The 17009-nt window shown below is 52.1% G+C and carries 14 protein-coding genes and 1 pseudogene; 14 read left to right on the top strand and 1 reads right to left on the bottom strand.

Annotated features, from left to right (window positions below; all coding sequences use genetic code 11):
* The first annotated feature begins 74 nt into the window (after positions 1 to 74).
* Both RJD28_16590 and RJD28_16585 read left to right on the top strand, forming a co-directional pair.
* Entirely contained in the window at positions 75 to 1271 is a 1197-nt protein-coding gene (locus RJD28_16590) for an AI-2E family transporter (protein ID WNV57782.1), read from the top strand.
* 56 nt (positions 1272 to 1327) lie between these two features.
* Complete coding sequence (locus tag RJD28_16585) at positions 1328 to 2347, top strand: tetratricopeptide repeat protein (protein WNV57781.1); 1020 nt, start codon at positions 1328 to 1330, stop codon at positions 2345 to 2347.
* A gap of 30 nt (positions 2348 to 2377) precedes the next feature.
* On the opposite strand, the gene RJD28_16580 is transcribed toward RJD28_16585, so the two are convergent.
* Positions 2378 to 4453 carry a hypothetical protein gene (locus RJD28_16580; protein WNV57780.1) on the bottom strand — a complete coding sequence of 692 codons (2076 nt, stop codon included), beginning with the start codon at positions 4451 to 4453 and terminating at the stop codon, positions 2378 to 2380.
* Between the two features lie 333 nt (positions 4454 to 4786).
* Here RJD28_16580 and larB point away from each other — a divergent pair, with 333 nt between their 5' ends.
* The 12 genes and pseudogenes from larB to RJD28_16520 all read left to right on the top strand — a co-directional run bounded on the left by larB (position 4787) and on the right by RJD28_16520 (position 17000).
* On the top strand, positions 4787 to 5536 hold the full coding sequence (gene larB / locus RJD28_16575; GenBank protein ID WNV57779.1) for a nickel pincer cofactor biosynthesis protein LarB: 750 nt from the start codon (positions 4787 to 4789) through the stop codon (positions 5534 to 5536).
* Positions 5533 to 6883 (top strand): annotated as a pseudogene (gene larC / locus RJD28_16570) (nickel pincer cofactor biosynthesis protein LarC). Before larB ends, larC begins: the two are co-directional and overlap by 4 nt.
* Positions 6884 to 6966: 83 nt before the next feature.
* Positions 6967 to 7896, top strand: a complete 930-nt coding sequence (locus tag RJD28_16565; GenBank protein ID WNV59661.1) for an ABC transporter permease — start codon at positions 6967 to 6969, stop codon at positions 7894 to 7896.
* The gene (locus RJD28_16560) at positions 7890 to 8804 is read left to right on the top strand and encodes an ABC transporter permease (protein ID WNV57778.1); all 915 of its coding nucleotides are present in this window, start codon (positions 7890 to 7892) and stop codon (positions 8802 to 8804) included. The genes RJD28_16565 and RJD28_16560 overlap by 7 nt, the downstream gene beginning before the upstream one ends.
* A gap of 35 nt (positions 8805 to 8839) precedes the next feature.
* Complete coding sequence (locus RJD28_16555; protein ID WNV57777.1) at positions 8840 to 10441, top strand: ABC transporter substrate-binding protein; 1602 nt, start codon at positions 8840 to 8842, stop codon at positions 10439 to 10441.
* 14 nt (positions 10442 to 10455) lie between these two features.
* Complete coding sequence (locus RJD28_16550) at positions 10456 to 11487, top strand: ABC transporter ATP-binding protein (GenBank protein ID WNV57776.1); 1032 nt, start codon at positions 10456 to 10458, stop codon at positions 11485 to 11487.
* Positions 11472 to 12353 carry an ATP-binding cassette domain-containing protein gene (locus tag RJD28_16545; GenBank protein WNV57775.1) on the top strand — a complete coding sequence of 294 codons (882 nt, stop codon included), beginning with the start codon at positions 11472 to 11474 and terminating at the stop codon, positions 12351 to 12353. The genes RJD28_16550 and RJD28_16545 overlap by 16 nt, the downstream gene beginning before the upstream one ends.
* A gap of 37 nt (positions 12354 to 12390) precedes the next feature.
* On the top strand, positions 12391 to 13242 hold the full coding sequence (gene larE / locus RJD28_16540) for an ATP-dependent sacrificial sulfur transferase LarE (protein ID WNV57774.1): 852 nt from the start codon (positions 12391 to 12393) through the stop codon (positions 13240 to 13242).
* 19 nt (positions 13243 to 13261) lie between these two features.
* Positions 13262 to 13897 carry a uracil phosphoribosyltransferase gene (gene upp / locus RJD28_16535; GenBank protein ID WNV57773.1) on the top strand — a complete coding sequence of 212 codons (636 nt, stop codon included), beginning with the start codon at positions 13262 to 13264 and terminating at the stop codon, positions 13895 to 13897.
* A 342-nt stretch (positions 13898 to 14239) separates the two neighbouring features.
* Positions 14240 to 14566 carry a hypothetical protein gene (locus RJD28_16530; protein ID WNV57772.1) on the top strand — a complete coding sequence of 109 codons (327 nt, stop codon included), beginning with the start codon at positions 14240 to 14242 and terminating at the stop codon, positions 14564 to 14566.
* A gap of 1 nt (position 14567) precedes the next feature.
* Positions 14568 to 16529, top strand: coding sequence for a V-type ATP synthase subunit I (locus tag RJD28_16525; GenBank protein WNV57771.1), 1962 nt, complete (start codon positions 14568 to 14570; stop codon positions 16527 to 16529).
* The gene (locus RJD28_16520) at positions 16530 to 17000 is read left to right on the top strand and encodes a V-type ATP synthase subunit K (GenBank protein WNV57770.1); all 471 of its coding nucleotides are present in this window, start codon (positions 16530 to 16532) and stop codon (positions 16998 to 17000) included.
* Positions 17001 to 17009: the final 9 nt, after the last annotated feature.

The following is a 17009-nucleotide window of genomic DNA, read 5'->3' as shown; positions in this document are numbered from 1 at the left end:
TTTTCCCGGGAATGTGTTATACTTGTTATCAGAAACTGATGCGCAGCCCAAAGAAAGGAAGATCCTGTAAGACAATGAAAGAGGAAAACCGAGAAAAATACCTGTATCCGGCGCTGTTTAAGATTTTGGTCCTGGCAGCGGTCATCATTATTTTCTTTATTTTTTATCGATTTGGAGAATTCAAGAGTGTGATCACGCGGGTGGTCGATATCCTGAAGCCTTTTCTGTATGGTGCTGTGCTGGCGTATCTGCTGCGGCCTTTCTGCGATTTCATTGAACACAGGGTGAAAAAGCTGCTGGACAGGCATGCGCCTGGCATGAAGCGGGCGGGCACGGTGGCCCGGGGGGCCGGGATCGTGGGTGCATTGATCCTGTTTACGGGCATCATCTATATGTTTGTGGCGCTGGTATTTCCGCAGATCATTTCCAGTGTCACGACGATTATTCAGGTATTGCCGGAGAACATCAACCGGGCTTCTGCCTGGCTGGAGCAGTTTGCCAGAGACAACGATACGGCAAAACAGGTCATTGACAGTGCTTCAGCCATGATCCAGGAGAATGTGACGAATCTGACCCGGGGCAATAAGCTGATGCCCAACATCCAGGCGATCATTGCGGAGGTGTCCGTGCAGGTATGGAGCATCATTGTGTTATTGAAAAATTTTCTCATCGGTATCGTGGTCAGTGTCTACCTGCTGAGCTGTAAGGAGAAGCTGGCGTACCAGGTGAAGGTGATTCTGCTGGGTGTGTTTGGAGAAAAATGGTTTCAGCGGATCCGGGAAGAGATCCACATTGTGGACGGCATGTTCGAGGGCTTTATCAACGGCAAGCTCATCGATTCACTGATCATTGGCCTGATCTGCTTCTTTTTCATGAATATTTTCAAATGGCCTTTTGCCGTGCTGATCAGCACCATCATCGGCGTGACGAATATTATTCCGTTTTTCGGGCCGTTTATCGGTGCGGTGCCGGCGGCGCTGCTGATGCTCATGGTGAGCCCGCTGAAAATGGTCTATCTGCTGATCTTTATTTTTGCGCTGCAGCAGTTTGACGGCAACATCCTGGGGCCAAAGATCCTGGGCAACACCACGGGACTGTCCAGCTTCTGGGTGCTGTTTTCCATCACATTTTTCGGCGGCCTGTGGGGCATCGTCGGCATGATCGTGGGTGTGCCGCTGTTTGCGGTGATCTATGACCTGGTGGGAAAATGTATCCGCTATTTTCTGCGGCTGCGGGGCATCAGCAAGGCACAGGAGGAAGCGCTGCGCTGACAGTTCAGGCACCGGTGAACACATATACAAGATGAGAGTGGGGATGACGTGCAGAGATGTTTTCATTTCTGAGAAAAAAGGAGCCTGCGAAGGCGAAACACAGCGGGCTTGGACTGGATGAGAAAAAACATATCCGCTGTAAATATAAGAATAAAAAGAAGTGCCCGCAGGACTGTGCAGAGTGTTGTTTTTCCATAAAACTAAAGGGCGATTTCATGATGCAGGTGCAGGCCTACGATTCGGCGGCAGAGCTTTATGAGGATGCGGTGTCCCGGGAGCCGGACTATGCGGACGCCTGGCTGGCACTGGGCAACGCGGCCGCCTTCCGGGGAGACCTGGGACGGGCGCTGGAGGCCTATGAGGAGGCCATTTTCATTGATGATCGGTTTGGGGAAGCGCTGTATGGACGAGCTGTGGCGCTGAAAAATCTGCATCGGCCCAAGGAAGCGCTGGAAGCGGTGGAGACAGTCATGGCACTGTACGACTACGAACCGTGCCAGACGCTGAAAAAAGAGATTTTACAGATGACAGCGGCAGATGAGGCGAAGGAAGCGAAGAAGCAGGAGGAGAAGAACCGCCTGTTAAAGCAGATGATCCGCCTGGCCGTGAAGAAGGGCTATGTGCAGGATCGACTGCCGGTGGCTGCTGACGTGACGGCCATTGCGGACTGCTTTATCCCGGAATGTATTGTCCGGCTGACAGGACAGAAAAAGTACACGCTGGAAGAGGTGAAGGCGGCGGCGGTATGCTGCTTTTACGGCGGGGCAGGCATTGCCCAGCTGTGGAAACGCCACTGGGGAGATTTTTCCGCCCGGGGCATTTCTAGCGGTTTGTTTGATCCCAGAGGGTTTGCATGCATGGATGAATATGCCTGCACATTGATGGGAATTTCCTATGAGAGTGTGGAGGGGCAGGCATTGAAGCGGTTTTCCGCGGAACTGAGCAATCTGGTGATGAGTGCCATCATGACCCAGATCGGCGCGAAGAAGATGGATGACCGTCAGGTGGAGACGCTGGTAAAAGACGCCATGCGGGATGTATACACGGTGGGAGCCGGGATCGGGCTTTCCAGGTAAAGGGAAGACAGGACATTAAGAGGATCATTTTTACCGGAAAAGATCCATGATGCGCAGATACTTTTCCGGTGCATCATTGAGCAGCATACAGTTCTCATTGGCGAAAATGAGCATGGCGCCGATAAAGATACTGCAGATAAAAAGAACCGGAAGAATGCTGCGGATGCAGCGGTCTTTCTCCAGCCGGGCTTCATATTCCAGTGCCAGAAGCAGGGCCAGGATACCCAGGGGAAGCGTAATGTCGCACAGATAACGGATGAAGATTCCTCCAAGGGAAAAATCAAGGAACGCAACCAGCAGGGATCCGAGCAGCAGGAACAGATAAGTCAGCCGCTTGGAAAGCTGTTTTTGTTCAATCGACGGGTGTGAGAACAGAAACAGACAGAGGAACAGCGGGATACAGAACAATCCCATGTTGTAAGTGTGGTATATGTAATTGCCTAAGGTGGATACCACCTCTTTATGCAGACTGATAAAAGGAAAGATCAGACTGACATCCGGGGGTTCCAGGAAATCATAATAAACAAAGGCCAGCAGCCGGGAAGGGTCTGCCCGCAGCGTGTTGTAAGTGATGTCGCTGACGGTGAGCTGGTAGCTGGTGCCGAATTCCGTGGGTGTTCCGAATCTTGCCATGTTGTATGCACAGATCAGGGCACCGCCGATGGCAACCGGAATAATGAAGGCTGTCAGATCGAGAAGCTTATGTTTCCAGACAGTGTCCTTCTCTGCCAGATACAAAAGGGCAGTGGGAGCAGCAGCGCACATGACCGCAATGGCTGCATTGGGCCGACAGAGTACCAGCAGGACAAAGGCTATGCCGGCTGCTGCGGCATAAAGTCTGCGTGGGATGCCCTGTTTCATGGAAAATGCATGAAAGAAAAGCAGGAAAAACAGCAGGGCAAACGCCATTGCCCCATTGACGGCAATGTAGTAGAAGTTGGAGCTGACCATGACAAGTGGGATCAGGCTGGCAAAAAATAATGTAATATATCCAAATACATACAGGAACAGGTGCACACGGGGCAGAAATTTCTTCCGGAGTTCTTCCAGAACTGCCAGCAGGAGGACTGCACAGAGTGCAGAATATATCATGCTGACAAAGGCATCCCCGGGCAGTGCCCCGGTGAGCAGATAATACGGATAATATACGGTCAGAATCGGGCCGATACCAAAATAGGAGTAATAATGCCCGTTGCAAAAGGCCCGGTCCCAGTAAGGCTGCTTCCAGTCGGCAGTGTCAGAGCTGTGGATCCGCTCGCTGTAGTCATAAACGTTATGCAGGGTATTCAGTCGGGGATCCGGTTCCAGATCCAGAAACAGCTGCCCCTTCTGAAAGGCATCAAACTGCTGGACGTAGGCACCGTAGGAGGCCACCGGTTCTTCCAGAGGATAGGAGATGGGGTCTGCACTGCCAAAGGAAGCCAGGGCTCCGTAGATCCAGCATACCACCGCCAGGCACAGGGCAACACCTGCAGTCAGTACAAGCCTGTGCTTCCGGCTGGAAGGATCATAGAAAAGAGTGCGCAGTGTCCGGGAACGGCAGGCCCATACGAAACAGGCGAAAAGAAGCAGCAGACAGAACCGCAGTTTGTCAAAATGGAAACCTCTGCGTTCGTTCAGAACGATGCGGTCAATGGTGAAATTCCCGTGCATCCGGTCAAAGGACAGAAGGATTCCGTGCAGATTCCCGTTGCTGATGAGTGGCCCGCGGGAAAAACAATGCCCGCCGGCCGGATGAAAGTACAGAAGGCACGCCTGCTTGTAGTCATATTGGCTGGCATCATCCGTCAGGAAGCAGGAGGCGATGGATACCGTCCCTTCCGGTGCGGATGTATGGATGGTGATGGTATGCGCTTCTGTGGACAGGCCGGTGAATTCCAGTTCGGCACCGGCGCTGTCAATCTGAATGGTCCCGTCAGGAAGCAGTGTGGCTCCCTTTGCTGAAGTCAGTGTTTCTGACGGAAGAACGGTCACGGGGGCATCTTTGATGGAAAAATCCCTCCAGTTGGCTAAAAGAAGTTCTGCTGCCAGGCAGAGGATAACAAGGATTGCCAGAATATACATATTTTTCCGTCGTCCGGCAAGCAGCTGCTTGATCTGTTTCATAAATAGTTCCCACCGCATTTGTATACTGGTTCTATTTTACACTATTCCGGGCGGTTTAGCCATCTTTTTCATCGCATTAGATTAATAGGAAAGAAAATGCTTGTTTGCCGGTATGAGTTGTGCTAAAATATGCATGAACAGCTGTCAGGAAGACAGCACCATTTGTATGTGAACGGAATCAGGATAAGACAGATGAGAATAACTGACCAGGAAGGCATGGCGTCGGAATCGGACGCTTTGTTTTTCTGGTCTTTTTTAATCCGGAGGGATGCTCTGGGTGTCCGGATCCGGAAAACATGCACTGGTTTTGGAAGAAGAACAGGAGAGAGGCTTATGGACATCAAAACAATGCTGGAGCAGGTGCAGGCAGGGCAGATGCCCGTGGAACAGGCAGAAGAACTGCTGAAGAATCTGCCGTATGAGGACCTGGGATATGCCAAGCTGGATCATCACCGGAAACTCCGGTCAGGGTTCGGGGAAGTGGTCTTTTGTGCCGGGAAACCGGATGAATATCTGGCGGAAATTTTTCAGAAGTTTTATGAAGAGGATGGGGAAGTGATGGGGACGAGAGCCAGTCGGGAACAGTATGAGCTGGTGAAGGCACTTGTGCCGGAGATCGTCTATGATCCCGTCAGCCGGATCATGAAGGCGGAGAAGCCCGGGAAGGCGCATGTGGGGAATATTGCGGTATGTACCGGTGGGACGGCGGATATCCCGGTGGCAGAAGAGGCGGCTCAGACAGCAGAATTTTTCGGCAGTCATGTGGAGCGGATTTATGACGTGGGAGTGGCGGGTATCCACAGGCTGCTGGCACAGCGGGAACGCATCCGGAAAGCCAACTGCGTGGTAGCGGTGGCCGGTATGGAAGGGGCGTTGGGAACCGTAATCGCAGGGCTGGTGGAGAACCCGGTGATCGCCGTGCCTACCTCCGTAGGGTATGGCGCCAGCTTTCATGGGCTTTCGGCGTTGCTGACGATGATTAATTCCTGTGCAAATGGCATTTCAGTGGTAAATATTGACAACGGATACGGGGCAGGCTATCTGGCCACGCAGATAAACAGACTGGCGGTGAAAAAAGTATGAAGAAAATATTGTATTTAGAGTGTTATTCCGGTATCAGCGGAGATATGACAGTGGCATCTCTTCTGGATCTGGGTGCAGACCGGAAGGTGCTGGAGGATGCACTGGCAAGCTTACATGTGGATGGATATCAGATCCGGATTGGCAGAACATGCAAGTGCGGCATCGATGCCTGCGATTTTGATGTGATCCTGGACGAGAGTGCCTGTGTGCCTGATCATGAGCACGAGCACGGACATGAGCACGATCACGGACATGAGCATGGGCACGGACACGAGCACGATCACGATCACGGACATGAGCATGGGCACGGACACGATCATGGACATGACCACGGGCACCTTCACGCACATGAACATCGGAATATTGCGGATGTATATGCGATTATCGATCGGATGGAAGGTTCCGGGAAGGCGAAGGAACTGGCCAGGAAGATGTTCCGTATCGTGGCAGAAGCGGAGGCAAAGGCGCATGGCCTGCCCATTGAACAGGTACACTTTCATGAGGTGGGAGCAGTGGATTCCATTGTGGATATCATCAGTACCGCAGTATGCTTTGACAATCTGGGCATTGATGAAGTAGTGGTTTCTCCGCTGTATGAAGGAACCGGACATGCCCGCTGTCAGCATGGGATTCTGCCGGTACCGGTGCCCGCAGTGGCGAACATCTCTGCCATGAACGCTCTGCCGCTGAAGATCACAGACAATCAGGGCGAGATGGTGACTCCCACCGGAGCAGCCATTGCGGCAGCGCTGCGTACCCGAAAGGAACTGCCTGAGCAGTACCGGGTGCTGGGCATCGGCATTGGTGCCGGCAAGAAGGATTTTCCCAGGGCAAATATTCTGCGCTCGATGCTGCTGGAAGAGGAGACGCCAGTGTCCTCCTGTGACGAGAACCACATCTGGGTACTGGAGACGAATGTGGATGACAGTACCGGGGAGGCGCTTGGTTTCACCATGGAGTGTCTGCTGGAGGCCGGAGCCAGAGATGTGTTCTACACACCGGTTTATATGAAGAAAAAACCGTCCGGCTGTGTTGCTGCGGGTGATCTGTACGGAAGATAAGGTTGAGGAGATGGAAGATCTGATCTTTGCACATACCACAACGGTGGGTATCCGGAAGATGCCTGTGGAGCGGGCGGTGCTGGATCGCCGGATTGAAACAGTGAATTCCCCGTATGGACCGGCGGATGTGAAGATCTGTACCAGGAAAGGAAAGATGCGGATCTATCCGGAATATGAGAGTATCAAAAAGCTTTGTAAAGGTTCCGGGGAGGATTTTCAGATGGTATACCATGGCGTGTTGCAGACGGCCATGGAACAGATAAAGGGAAAGGATGAAGAAGATTGAGGAAAGCCAACCGTACCATAGCTGAAGAAACGTCTGCCCCCGGTATACGCCTGATCAGACGGCTGCTTCTTCTGGTACTGTGCATGTTTTTGCTGTCCATTGCCGTATTTTTTATTGCCAGGCTGGCTCCGGGGGATCCGCTGCAATCGTTCTACGGAGATGCGCTGGAACTGATGACAGAGACAGAGAAGGAGGCGGCGCGGGAACGCCTTGGCCTGCAGGCCGGGTTGTGCACACAGTATGCGCACTGGCTTGTACAGGCATTTCAGGGAGATTTCGGGTTGTCCTTCAAGTATAAAATGCCGGTGCTGGATGTGATTCGGCCTTTAATCGGGAATACGTTGCTGCTCGGCCTGCTGGCGTATGTGCTGGTGTTTGCCCTGGCAGTTGTGCTGGCTGTTTTCTGCGTTTTATATGAAGACCGGTTCATAGATAAAGCAATTTGTAAAATCGGGACAGCGACTTATTATATCCCGGGCTTTTGGCTGGGAGTGGTACTGGTTCTGATCTTCAGTGTGAATCTTGGCTGGCTTCCCAGCAGCGGCGCCTATGATGTGGGGATGAAAGGAAATATCGGCAACCGGGTGCAGCATCTGATCCTGCCGCTGATCGTTATGATCACCAGTCATCTCTGGTATTATGCCTACATGATCCGCAATAAGCTGCTGGATGAAGTGCGGAAGGATTATGTGCTGTTTGCAAAAGCAAAGGGCTGTACGGGAAGGGAGATTGTCTGGAAGCATTGCCTGCGTAATGTTGCACCGACTATTGTCAGTATCATGGCGATTTCCATTCCCCATGTGACAGGCGGAACCGTTGTGGTGGAGGCGGTATTTAATTATCCGGGAATCGGGAATCTGGCAGTGGAGAGTGCGAAATACCATGATTACAACCTGCTCATGGTTACGGTTCTGCTCACCGGCATGGCCGTTTTTGCCGGCAGCTTCATCGCACAGACTGTAAATGAAGAAATAGATCCGAGAATGAAGGAAATGGAGTCTGTAAAATGGTAGAAACAATGGAGTCGAAGGATGACCGGTTTGTGGTTGTCGGTGCGGGACATGAGACCGGAGCAGCTGCCGGAGAAAAAAGAGGATATAGAGAAAGATGGAAAGGAAAGCCGGTGATCTCTGCGGTTCTTTTGGGACTGATCATTCTGGGCTGTGTGTTTGCACCAGTATTTGCAAATCATGATCCAACGGCATTTTATCTGGATAGTTTAAACACAGCGCCGAATGCGGAATTTTATTTCGGAACGGATTCGCTGGGCAGGGATCTTTATTCTATTATGTTTTACGGAGGACGCACATCCCTGACCATCGGTATTCTGGGAGCGGCGATCATTGCTGTGACCGGCACCCTTTACGGATGTATCAGCGGGACGCTGCCGGATCGGGCTGATGCGGTGATGATGCGGATTGCAGAGGCCGGAGGCAGTATTCCCGGTATTTTGCTGGTGCTGATCCTTTCTGCGATATTTCCGACCAAAAATGTAGTTGTGCTTTCGTTCGTGATCGGGATCACCGGCTGGTTTGGCATGGCCCGTATTGTGCGCAGTGAAGTCCGGCAGATCCGGAACTGTGAATATGTACTGTATGCCAGATGTACCGGAGGCAGGTTTCTGTATGTGATGAGACGGCATCTGCTTCCGAATTTTCTGTCGGCGGTAATGTTTGCAGCTGTTTCCAATATCAGCACCTGTATCACGATGGAGTCCACGTTAAGCTTTCTGGGCTTGGGACTGCCTGTGGATGTGCTGTCCTGGGGCAGTATGTTGTCACTGGCAAACCGGGCGTTGATCATGAATACCTGGTGGGTGATTGTGATTCCCGGTCTGTTTCTGGTCGTTACTTTACTGTGCATCACGAATGTGGGCAACTATCTCCGGAAGGAAGTGAATCGCAGGCACAGTAATCTGTAACGGAAAAATATGTAAATTTGAGGAGAGAAAAAGAAATGAAGAATGGTAAAACTTTGGCAGCACTGCTGCTGGCATTAACGGTAAGCTTTGGTCTTTGTGCCTGTGGGGGACAGAGTGACTCGACGAGTGGGGCAAAAACAGATATAAAAGCAGAAACCGGGGCGGAGAATCTGTCTGATACGCTGGTCTATGCCGGCGAGAATGAGAGTACGATCAATCCGGTTCTCAGTTCTCACGATGAGATTGTGGAGCTGGTATTTTCCGGTCTGATGAAATATGACGGCAATGGCATAGCAGTGCCGGATCTGGCAGAAAGCTGTGAATACGATGAGGCTACCTGTACTTATACTTTTCACCTGAAAAATGGTGTGAAATGGCATGACGGGGAAGCTTTTACCGCAAAGGACGTGGTGTTCACATACCAGGTGCTGACAGAGGATGAGACACTGACCAGCTCTGTGACAAGTAATTATGAAGACATTACGGATATTACAGCGCCGGATGATGAGACGGTTGTGATCACGCTGGACAAATATTGCGCCAACATGCCGGGTTATTTTACGATAGGGATTATTCCGCAGCATCTGCTGGAGGGAGAGGATATGAATACCACATCCTTCAACCAGCACCCTGTAGGAACCGGTCGTTTCAAATTCGTTGACTGGGATATGACCGGCGGAATGATTACCTTTGAACGGAACGAAGATTATTATGGAAAGGTTCCCAATATTGAACGGGTGATTTACAAAACAGTCGCTGTGGAAAGCACCAAGGCAACGATGCTGGAGTCCGGAGAAGCGGATCTGGCCTGGCTGAATGCCAATTATGCAGAAAAGTTCCGCGGGAAAGACGGTTATACCAACTGGGACTTTAAGACAGCGGATTACCGCGGCGCTTCTATGAACATGGCCAGTGATTTCTGGAAGGATAACGGGGATTCCATCGGGGTGCTGAACTATGCCTTGGATAAAGAGGCAATTGTGAACAGTGTCCTGAACGGACAGGGATGTATTGCATACAGTCCTATTCAGAAGAATCCGCTGGGTACGAATCCGGAAGCGGATATTTATACATATGATCTGGATCAGTTTGCAGAGAAAATGAAAGCCCTTGGCTGGGAAAAGGGAGAAGACGGTATCTATGTCCGGAATGGGCAGCGGTTCCATTTCACGATTCAGACTCGGGATTTTGAAGAGGAACGGGTAGATATCGCCAATCTGATGTCTGCAATGCTGAAACAGGCCGGTGTGGAGATGGAAGTGGTTCTTGTGGCCAAATTTGACTGGAATGCGGGATATGATGGATTCCTGGCCGGGTTTGCAACCCAGTTTGATCCGGATATGGCTTTTGGCCAGTTTGTGACCGATGGCAGTGATAATACGATGCACTATTCCAATGCAGAGGTAGACCGTCTGCTGACAGAGGCAAGGCACACGGAGGATCCGGATGAGCGTCTGGCACTTTACGGGGAATTTGAGAAGGTGTATGCAGAGCAACCGGGCGTTCTGCTGGTGGCTTATCTGGATGGTAATTATGTGGGAACCAATGCGCTGACCGGTCTGGATACGACTCGTGTGCTCGGTCATCATGCGGTGGGTGTGATGTGGAATATCGAGGAGTGGACGCTGAACAGATAATCGAGGTGTAAAGATTGGCAGAAAAAGTATTGGAACTGGAGGATCTTGCGGTCAGCTTTGATACACCGGAGGGTGAAGTCGAAGCCGTCCGGGGTGTTGATCTTCATGTTGATGCGGGTGAGATCCTCTGTATTGTCGGAGAATCCGGATGTGGTAAGACGGTGATGTGCCGTTCTGTGATGCATCTCTTGCCTCCGATTGCCCGCATCAGGCGCGGCAGGATGACTGTCTGCGGGGAGGATATCACACATTATACAGAGAAACAGATGCGAAACCTCCGCGGAAATGTGATGTCTATGGTTTTTCAGGATCCGCTGGAAACGCTGAATCCTACGGTCCCTGTCGGCAGACAGATCATGGAAGTGATTCTGAAGCATCAGAAGGTATCGAAGGCAGAGGCAAAGGCACGGGCGCTGGAGCTTCTGCAGCTGGTAGGGATCGAACAGGCTGCGGATCGTTTTGCGCTGCAGCCCCATTTCTTTTCCGGTGGAATGCGGCAGCGCTGTGTCATTGCGGCAGCGCTGGCAGCCAATGCAAAGCTGTTGTTTGCGGATGAAGCTACCACTGCACTGGATGTGACGGTAAAAGCTAAAATCCTGGATCTTCTTTTGGAACTTCGGGAAAAAACCGGTGTGGCCATTGTTTTTGTGACGCATGATCTGGGCAGCGTTGCCCGGATCGCAGATCGGGTTGCTGTTATGTATGCCGGGAAGGTGGTGGAGACCGGTACGGCGGAGGATGTTTTTTATGATCCCCGGCATCCGTATACGTGGGGCCTGCTGTCTTCCCTGCCGTCTCTGGCGGTGGAAGATGGTGTGCTCAGGTATATTCCCGGAACACCGCCGTCTCTGCTGAATCCGCCGCCCGGGGATGCTTTTGCGGTACGAAATGAATATGCGCTGGCCATTGACTATGAACAGATGCCGCCCATGTTCCGGATATCAGATACGCATTATGCCGCATCGTGGCTGCTGGATGCTCGTGCACCACAGATCGCACCGCCTGTTGCGCTGCGGGAAAGGAGCGGAAAATGGACACAGATATGATCATGGAACTGCGAAATGTGAAGCAGTATTTTCGCATCAGCAACCGAATGACCATCCGGGCGGTGGATGGCGTTTCCTTCGGAATCCGACGAGGGGAAGTGTTTGGCCTGGTGGGAGAGACCGGGTGTGGCAAGTCTACGGTGTCCCGGATGATTTCGGGCATCTATCAGCCGACGGAAGGGGAGGTGCTGTTTGAAGGGGAACCGATCACAGGGCGGTATCCTGCGGGAGCACGAAAGAAGCTGCAGCGGGAAATGCAGCTGATCTTTCAGGATTCTGCAGCATCGTTGAATCCGAGGATGACAGTGGAACAGATCATTCTGGAACCGCTTTTCATACAGGGGAAGCGGGGACATATGCAGGAAAGCCGGCAGCGCTTAGAGGCGCTGATGAAGGATGTGGGACTGGACAGGGATTTCCTGTCCAAACGGCCGGGGGAGTTATCCGGCGGACAAAGGCAGCGGGTTGCCATTGCCAGAAGTCTGATTCTGGATCCGAAGCTGATTGTCGCAGATGAGCCGGTTGCATCGTTGGATATTTCCATACAGGCACAGATCATCACGCTGTTTCAGCGCCTGCAGCGGGAAAAAGGCTTCTCTTTTCTGTTTATTGCCCATGATTTATCGGTTGTCCGGTTTATCAGTGACCGTGTAGGCGTGATGCTGAAGGGGAAGCTGGTAGAGCTTGCCGGGACAGAAGAACTTTATACGCATCCGGTGCATCCGTATACGAAAGCGCTGCTTTCCGCCATTCCCATACCGGATCCGATTCTTGAACGAAAGAAAAAAATATTGTATTACGATACCGGTCAGCCATTGGGCGAGACGATGAAAGAATGTTCCCCGGGACATTTTGTGCTGGAATAAGAGATGAACTGTATCACATACACCAGGAGGATCAGACATGACAGAAGCGTTGAAACAGAAGAAAAAAGCACTGGAACAGTGGATGGCGGATCACGTAAAGGAAGGCATCTGCATTGCGTTTTCCGCAGGTGTGGACAGCAGCCTTCTGCTGAAAATGGCCTGTGATGCGGGGAAGGCAGCTGGCGTACCCATCTGGGCGGTGACCTTTTCCACCAAGCTGCATCCCCACGGGGAACTGGAGGATGCCAGACAGGCGGCGGCCGAGCTGGGGGCAGAGCATATTGTGCTGGAGGTGGATGAGAGAAGCCAGGAGGGCATTCAGAACAATCCGCCGGATCGCTGCTACATCTGTAAGAAATATCTGTTTACGAACCTGCTGGCAATCGCTGAAAAAGTGGGCGCCAGGTGTGTGGTGGAGGGCACCAACGAGGATGACCTGCACGTATACCGGCCGGGCATCCGGGCTGTGCGGGAGCTCCATGTCAACAGCCCCCTGGCACTTTTTCATCTGACCAAGGCAGAGGTGCGGGCGCTGGCAGCCGAGCTGGGCGTGCAGGCAGCATCCAAGCCGTCGGCGCCCTGTCTCATCACCCGGCTTCCCTACAACACGAAGGTGGATTTTGCCGTTCTGGAAAAAGTGGGCATGGGCGAGGAATATCTGAAAGAAAAAGGGCTGAAAAATGTCCGTCTCCGCCTCCACGGCGATGTGATCCGTATCGAAGTGGAGCGTTCTGCCATGAAAACTGTTTTGGAAATGGCGGAAGATGTGGTATCCTATATCAAAGGGCTGGGATTTTGCTATGTGACGCTGGATCTGGAAGGCTTCCGTTCCGGAAGCATGGATCTGGTGCTGAGCGAGGCCCAGAAAAGCCAGGGACAGGCGGAATAGAAGGGAGATTGTATTATTTATGGAAGAAAAAGAAGTCATCGTTATGGATCATCCGCTGATTCAGCACAAGATATCCATGCTGCGGGAGAAGGACCGGGGAACCAATGAGTTTCGTAAGCTGGTGGAGGAGATCGCCACGATGATGGGCTATGAGGCGCTGCGGGATCTGCCGCTGGAGAACCGGCCGGTGGAAACCCCCATCGAGCTGTGTGAGACGCCCTTTGTGGCAGGGAAGAAGCTGGCGCTGGTGCCGGTGCTGCGGGCAGGCCTTGGCATGGTCAGCGGCCTTCTGACGCTGGTGCCCACGGCGAAGGTGGGACATGTGGGGCTGTACCGGGATCCGGTGACCCATGAACCCCACGAATATTACTGCAAGCTGCCGGAATCCATTGAGGACCGGCTGGTGATGGTGCTGGATCCCATGCTGGCCACCGGCGGTTCCGCTGTGGCAGCCGTGGATTTTGTGAAAAAGCAGGGAGCAAAGAACATCAAGTTCCTGTGCATCATCGCGGCGCCGGAGGGCATCGAGCGGTTCCGCAAGGCGCACCCGGATGTGCAGCTGTACTGCGGGCATGTGGATCGCTGCCTGAACGATCACGCGTACATCTGTCCGGGACTGGGAGACGCAGGTGACCGAATTTTTGGCACAAAATAATATGATATCATTTATGCAGGTCATGACCGGTGATAATTGGTTGTGACCTGCATTTTTACGCTATTTTTTTCACAATATTTTTCGAATACATCGTTAAATAATAAATAAACAAGGATTTAAAGACACAAATTTCTAAAATTGTGCGCACAACGACGGTAATAAATTGATTATTGTATGCAGAATATGAAACAACAAAAATAAGAAACGACAATTCGTGAATTATGTATGTTAATAATATAATTATTCTTGAATTATCATAAAAAACTCGTTAAGATAAGAGGCATAGAATTACATTTCGTATTCTGGTTATATTAAGGAAATAACTCTGAAAGGAGGGATAAGATGTCAATCGAGAATATGAAAATGGTTTCCGAAGCCGAGGCACAGGCCGTGACCATCCGCAAGGACGCACAGACCGAAGCCAGGAAGACGCTGGATGCGGGCAGGAAGGAAGCGGCGGCGCTTCTGGAGACGGCCAGGGTAAGAGCCGATGAAGCTTACCGGCAGGCGCTTGCGAAAGCGGAGGAAGAGGCCCGGGAAGCGTATGACGCCCATCTGAAAGCTGTGAAGGAAGAATGCGCCGGAATGAAAGCGCAGGCACAGGGACATAAAGAGGAGGCTGTAAAACGAATCATAGGAAAGGTTGTGGGTACAGGTGGCTATTGTTAAAATGAGCAAGCTCTCTGTCATCGGCCTGGAGACCGACAAAGCTGATCTGTTCGACCGCCTGATGGATCTGGGAGTCACGGAGCTGCGTGACCAGAGCCAGAAGCTTCAGGAAGAAGACTGGACGAAGATCACAAGACGGGATGGCAATGAGGACGAGGTATCTGTTCTGGACGGACAGATCGCCGAAGTCGGAACGATCCTGGACATGATCGGCCGCTACGACAACGGGAAGAAGCCACTGTTTCCGGAACGGAAAGTCATCAGCCGCATGGATTATGACAGGCTGCTGGGCGACGGCAGTCAGGCCCGTAAGGATGTGGAGGAGCTGAACGCACTCTACGAAGAGTGGAATGCATGCAAGACACAGGAAAATGTCCTGACCTCTGCAAGGGCAGCGCTGATGCCTTGGGTGGATTACGATCTGCCGCTGGAATACGGCGGAAGCGAATCAGTCCGGGTGCTGTGCGGTGTCATCCCCGCGGTGGCGGATGTACAGGAGCTCAAGAACAAGGTGACAGAAGTTTCTGATGCGACGGATGTGGCAGTCATATCCAAAGATCAGGAACAACAGTATTTAAGCGTCATGTATATGAAGGCAGACGAAGAAGCCGTGATGGATGTGTTCAAATCTTTCGGTTTCACCCAGACGCTGTTCAAGGACATGACAGGAACGGTGTCAGACAACCTGACACGGCTCAACGAGCAGCTTGCGCAGGCAGGCGAGAAAGAAAAGCAGGTGGAGGCCCGCTTCACCGCCGCAGCTTCCCTGAAGGAAGAGCTGCAATATTATTATGACTCCCTGATTATGGCCAGGGACAAGGCGAAAGCCTCGGAGAACCTTCTGCGGACAAAGGAAAGCTTTTATCTGGAGTGCTGGGTCATTTCCAAATCAAAAGACAAGGTGCAGAAGCTTCTGGAAGAGAAGGGCTGCTGGTATGAATTTACCGAGCCTGCCAAGGATGAGGAGACACCGGTGCTCCTGGAGAACAACAGTCTGGTGACACCCTTTGAGACCGTCACGGATCTGTACTCTCTGCCGAGCTCCACGGAGATCGATCCGACGCCGATCTTCTCGATCTTTTACTTTATTTTCTTTGGAATGATGTTCGCCGATATGGGATATGGCATTATCCTGGCAGTTGTGTGTTTCGCGGCACTGAAGTGCATCAAGATGGAAGGGCTGGCATACAAGCTGGTCAAGATGCTTGCCTTCTGCGGAATCTCCACCTTTATCTGGGGCGCACTGTTCGGCGGTTTCTTCGGAAACATTATCACTGTGATCTCCGAGACGTTCTTCGGACATGCGATCACCATCAAGCCGCTCTGGTTTGACCCGCTGGCAGACCCGATGAAGATGCTGATCTTCTCCTGCGTCATCGGCGGTGTGCACCTGCTCATCGGTATGGGCGTCAACGCTTACTTGCTTCTGCGGGACGGCAAGGTGCTGGATGCCATCGAGAGTGTTTTCGTATGGTATGCATTCCTCATCGGCGTGGTACTGCTTCTGTTCGGCGGCAGCCTGTTTGACGGCGCAGCAGGCATCGGCAAGTGGCTGGCCATCATCGGTGCGGTTGGTATCGTTGGCATTCCAGTATTCCGGGGCAAGGGCGTCGGCAAGCTGCTGGGTCTGTGGAACCTGTACGGCTGTACCGGATATCTGGGAGATGTACTTTCCTACTCCCGTCTGCTGGCTCTGGGCCTTGCATCCGCAGTTATCGCGCAGGTATTCAATGCGCTGGGCGGCATGCTGGGACATGGCGTGGTGGCAGTTATCGGATTTATCATCATTGCAGTGATCGGCCATGTATTCAACTTCGCCATCAATGCGCTGGGCACGTTCGTACATGCCAGCCGTCTGCAGTATGTAGAGTTTTTCGGAAAGTTTTACACGGGCGGAGGTGTTCCGTTCAAACCTTTTAAAAAGAATACGAAATATGTCAATATCGTAAAGGAGGAAAAGTAAATGAATTTAGGATTAGCTTTAGCTGTTATAGGAGCTGCAATCGCAGCATGCGCAGGTGTTGGTAGTGGTATTGGTGTTGGTATTGCCGGTGAGGCAGCTGCAGGTGTGGTTGCAGAGGATCCCAACAAATTTGGTCAGACACTGGTTCTGCAGGCTCTGCCCGGTACACAGGGTATCTACGGTCTGCTGATCGCTTTCCTGATCTTACAGAAGATCGGTATGCTGGGCGGCGCTCCGGCTGACCTGACATGGATGCAGGGTCTGTATCTGCTGGCATGCGGTATCCCCATCGGCGTGGTTGGTATTTTCTCCGCTATCGCACAGGGCAAAACAGCAGCAGCCGGCATCATGCTGATCGCAAAACGTCCCGGCGAGCTGGCAAAAGGCATGGTTTACGCAGCAATGGTTGAGACATACGCAGTGCTTGCTCTTCTTGTATCCTTCCTTATGTACAACGCAATTTCGCTGTAAGAAAGGTCA

The sequence above is a fragment of the Oscillospiraceae bacterium NTUH-002-81 genome (genome assembly GCA_032620915.1).
Classification (GTDB): Bacteria; Bacillota; Clostridia; order Lachnospirales; family Lachnospiraceae; genus JAGTTR01.
Note: the sequence above shows the minus strand (reverse complement) of the source record. Positions and strands in the feature narration are given on the sequence as shown.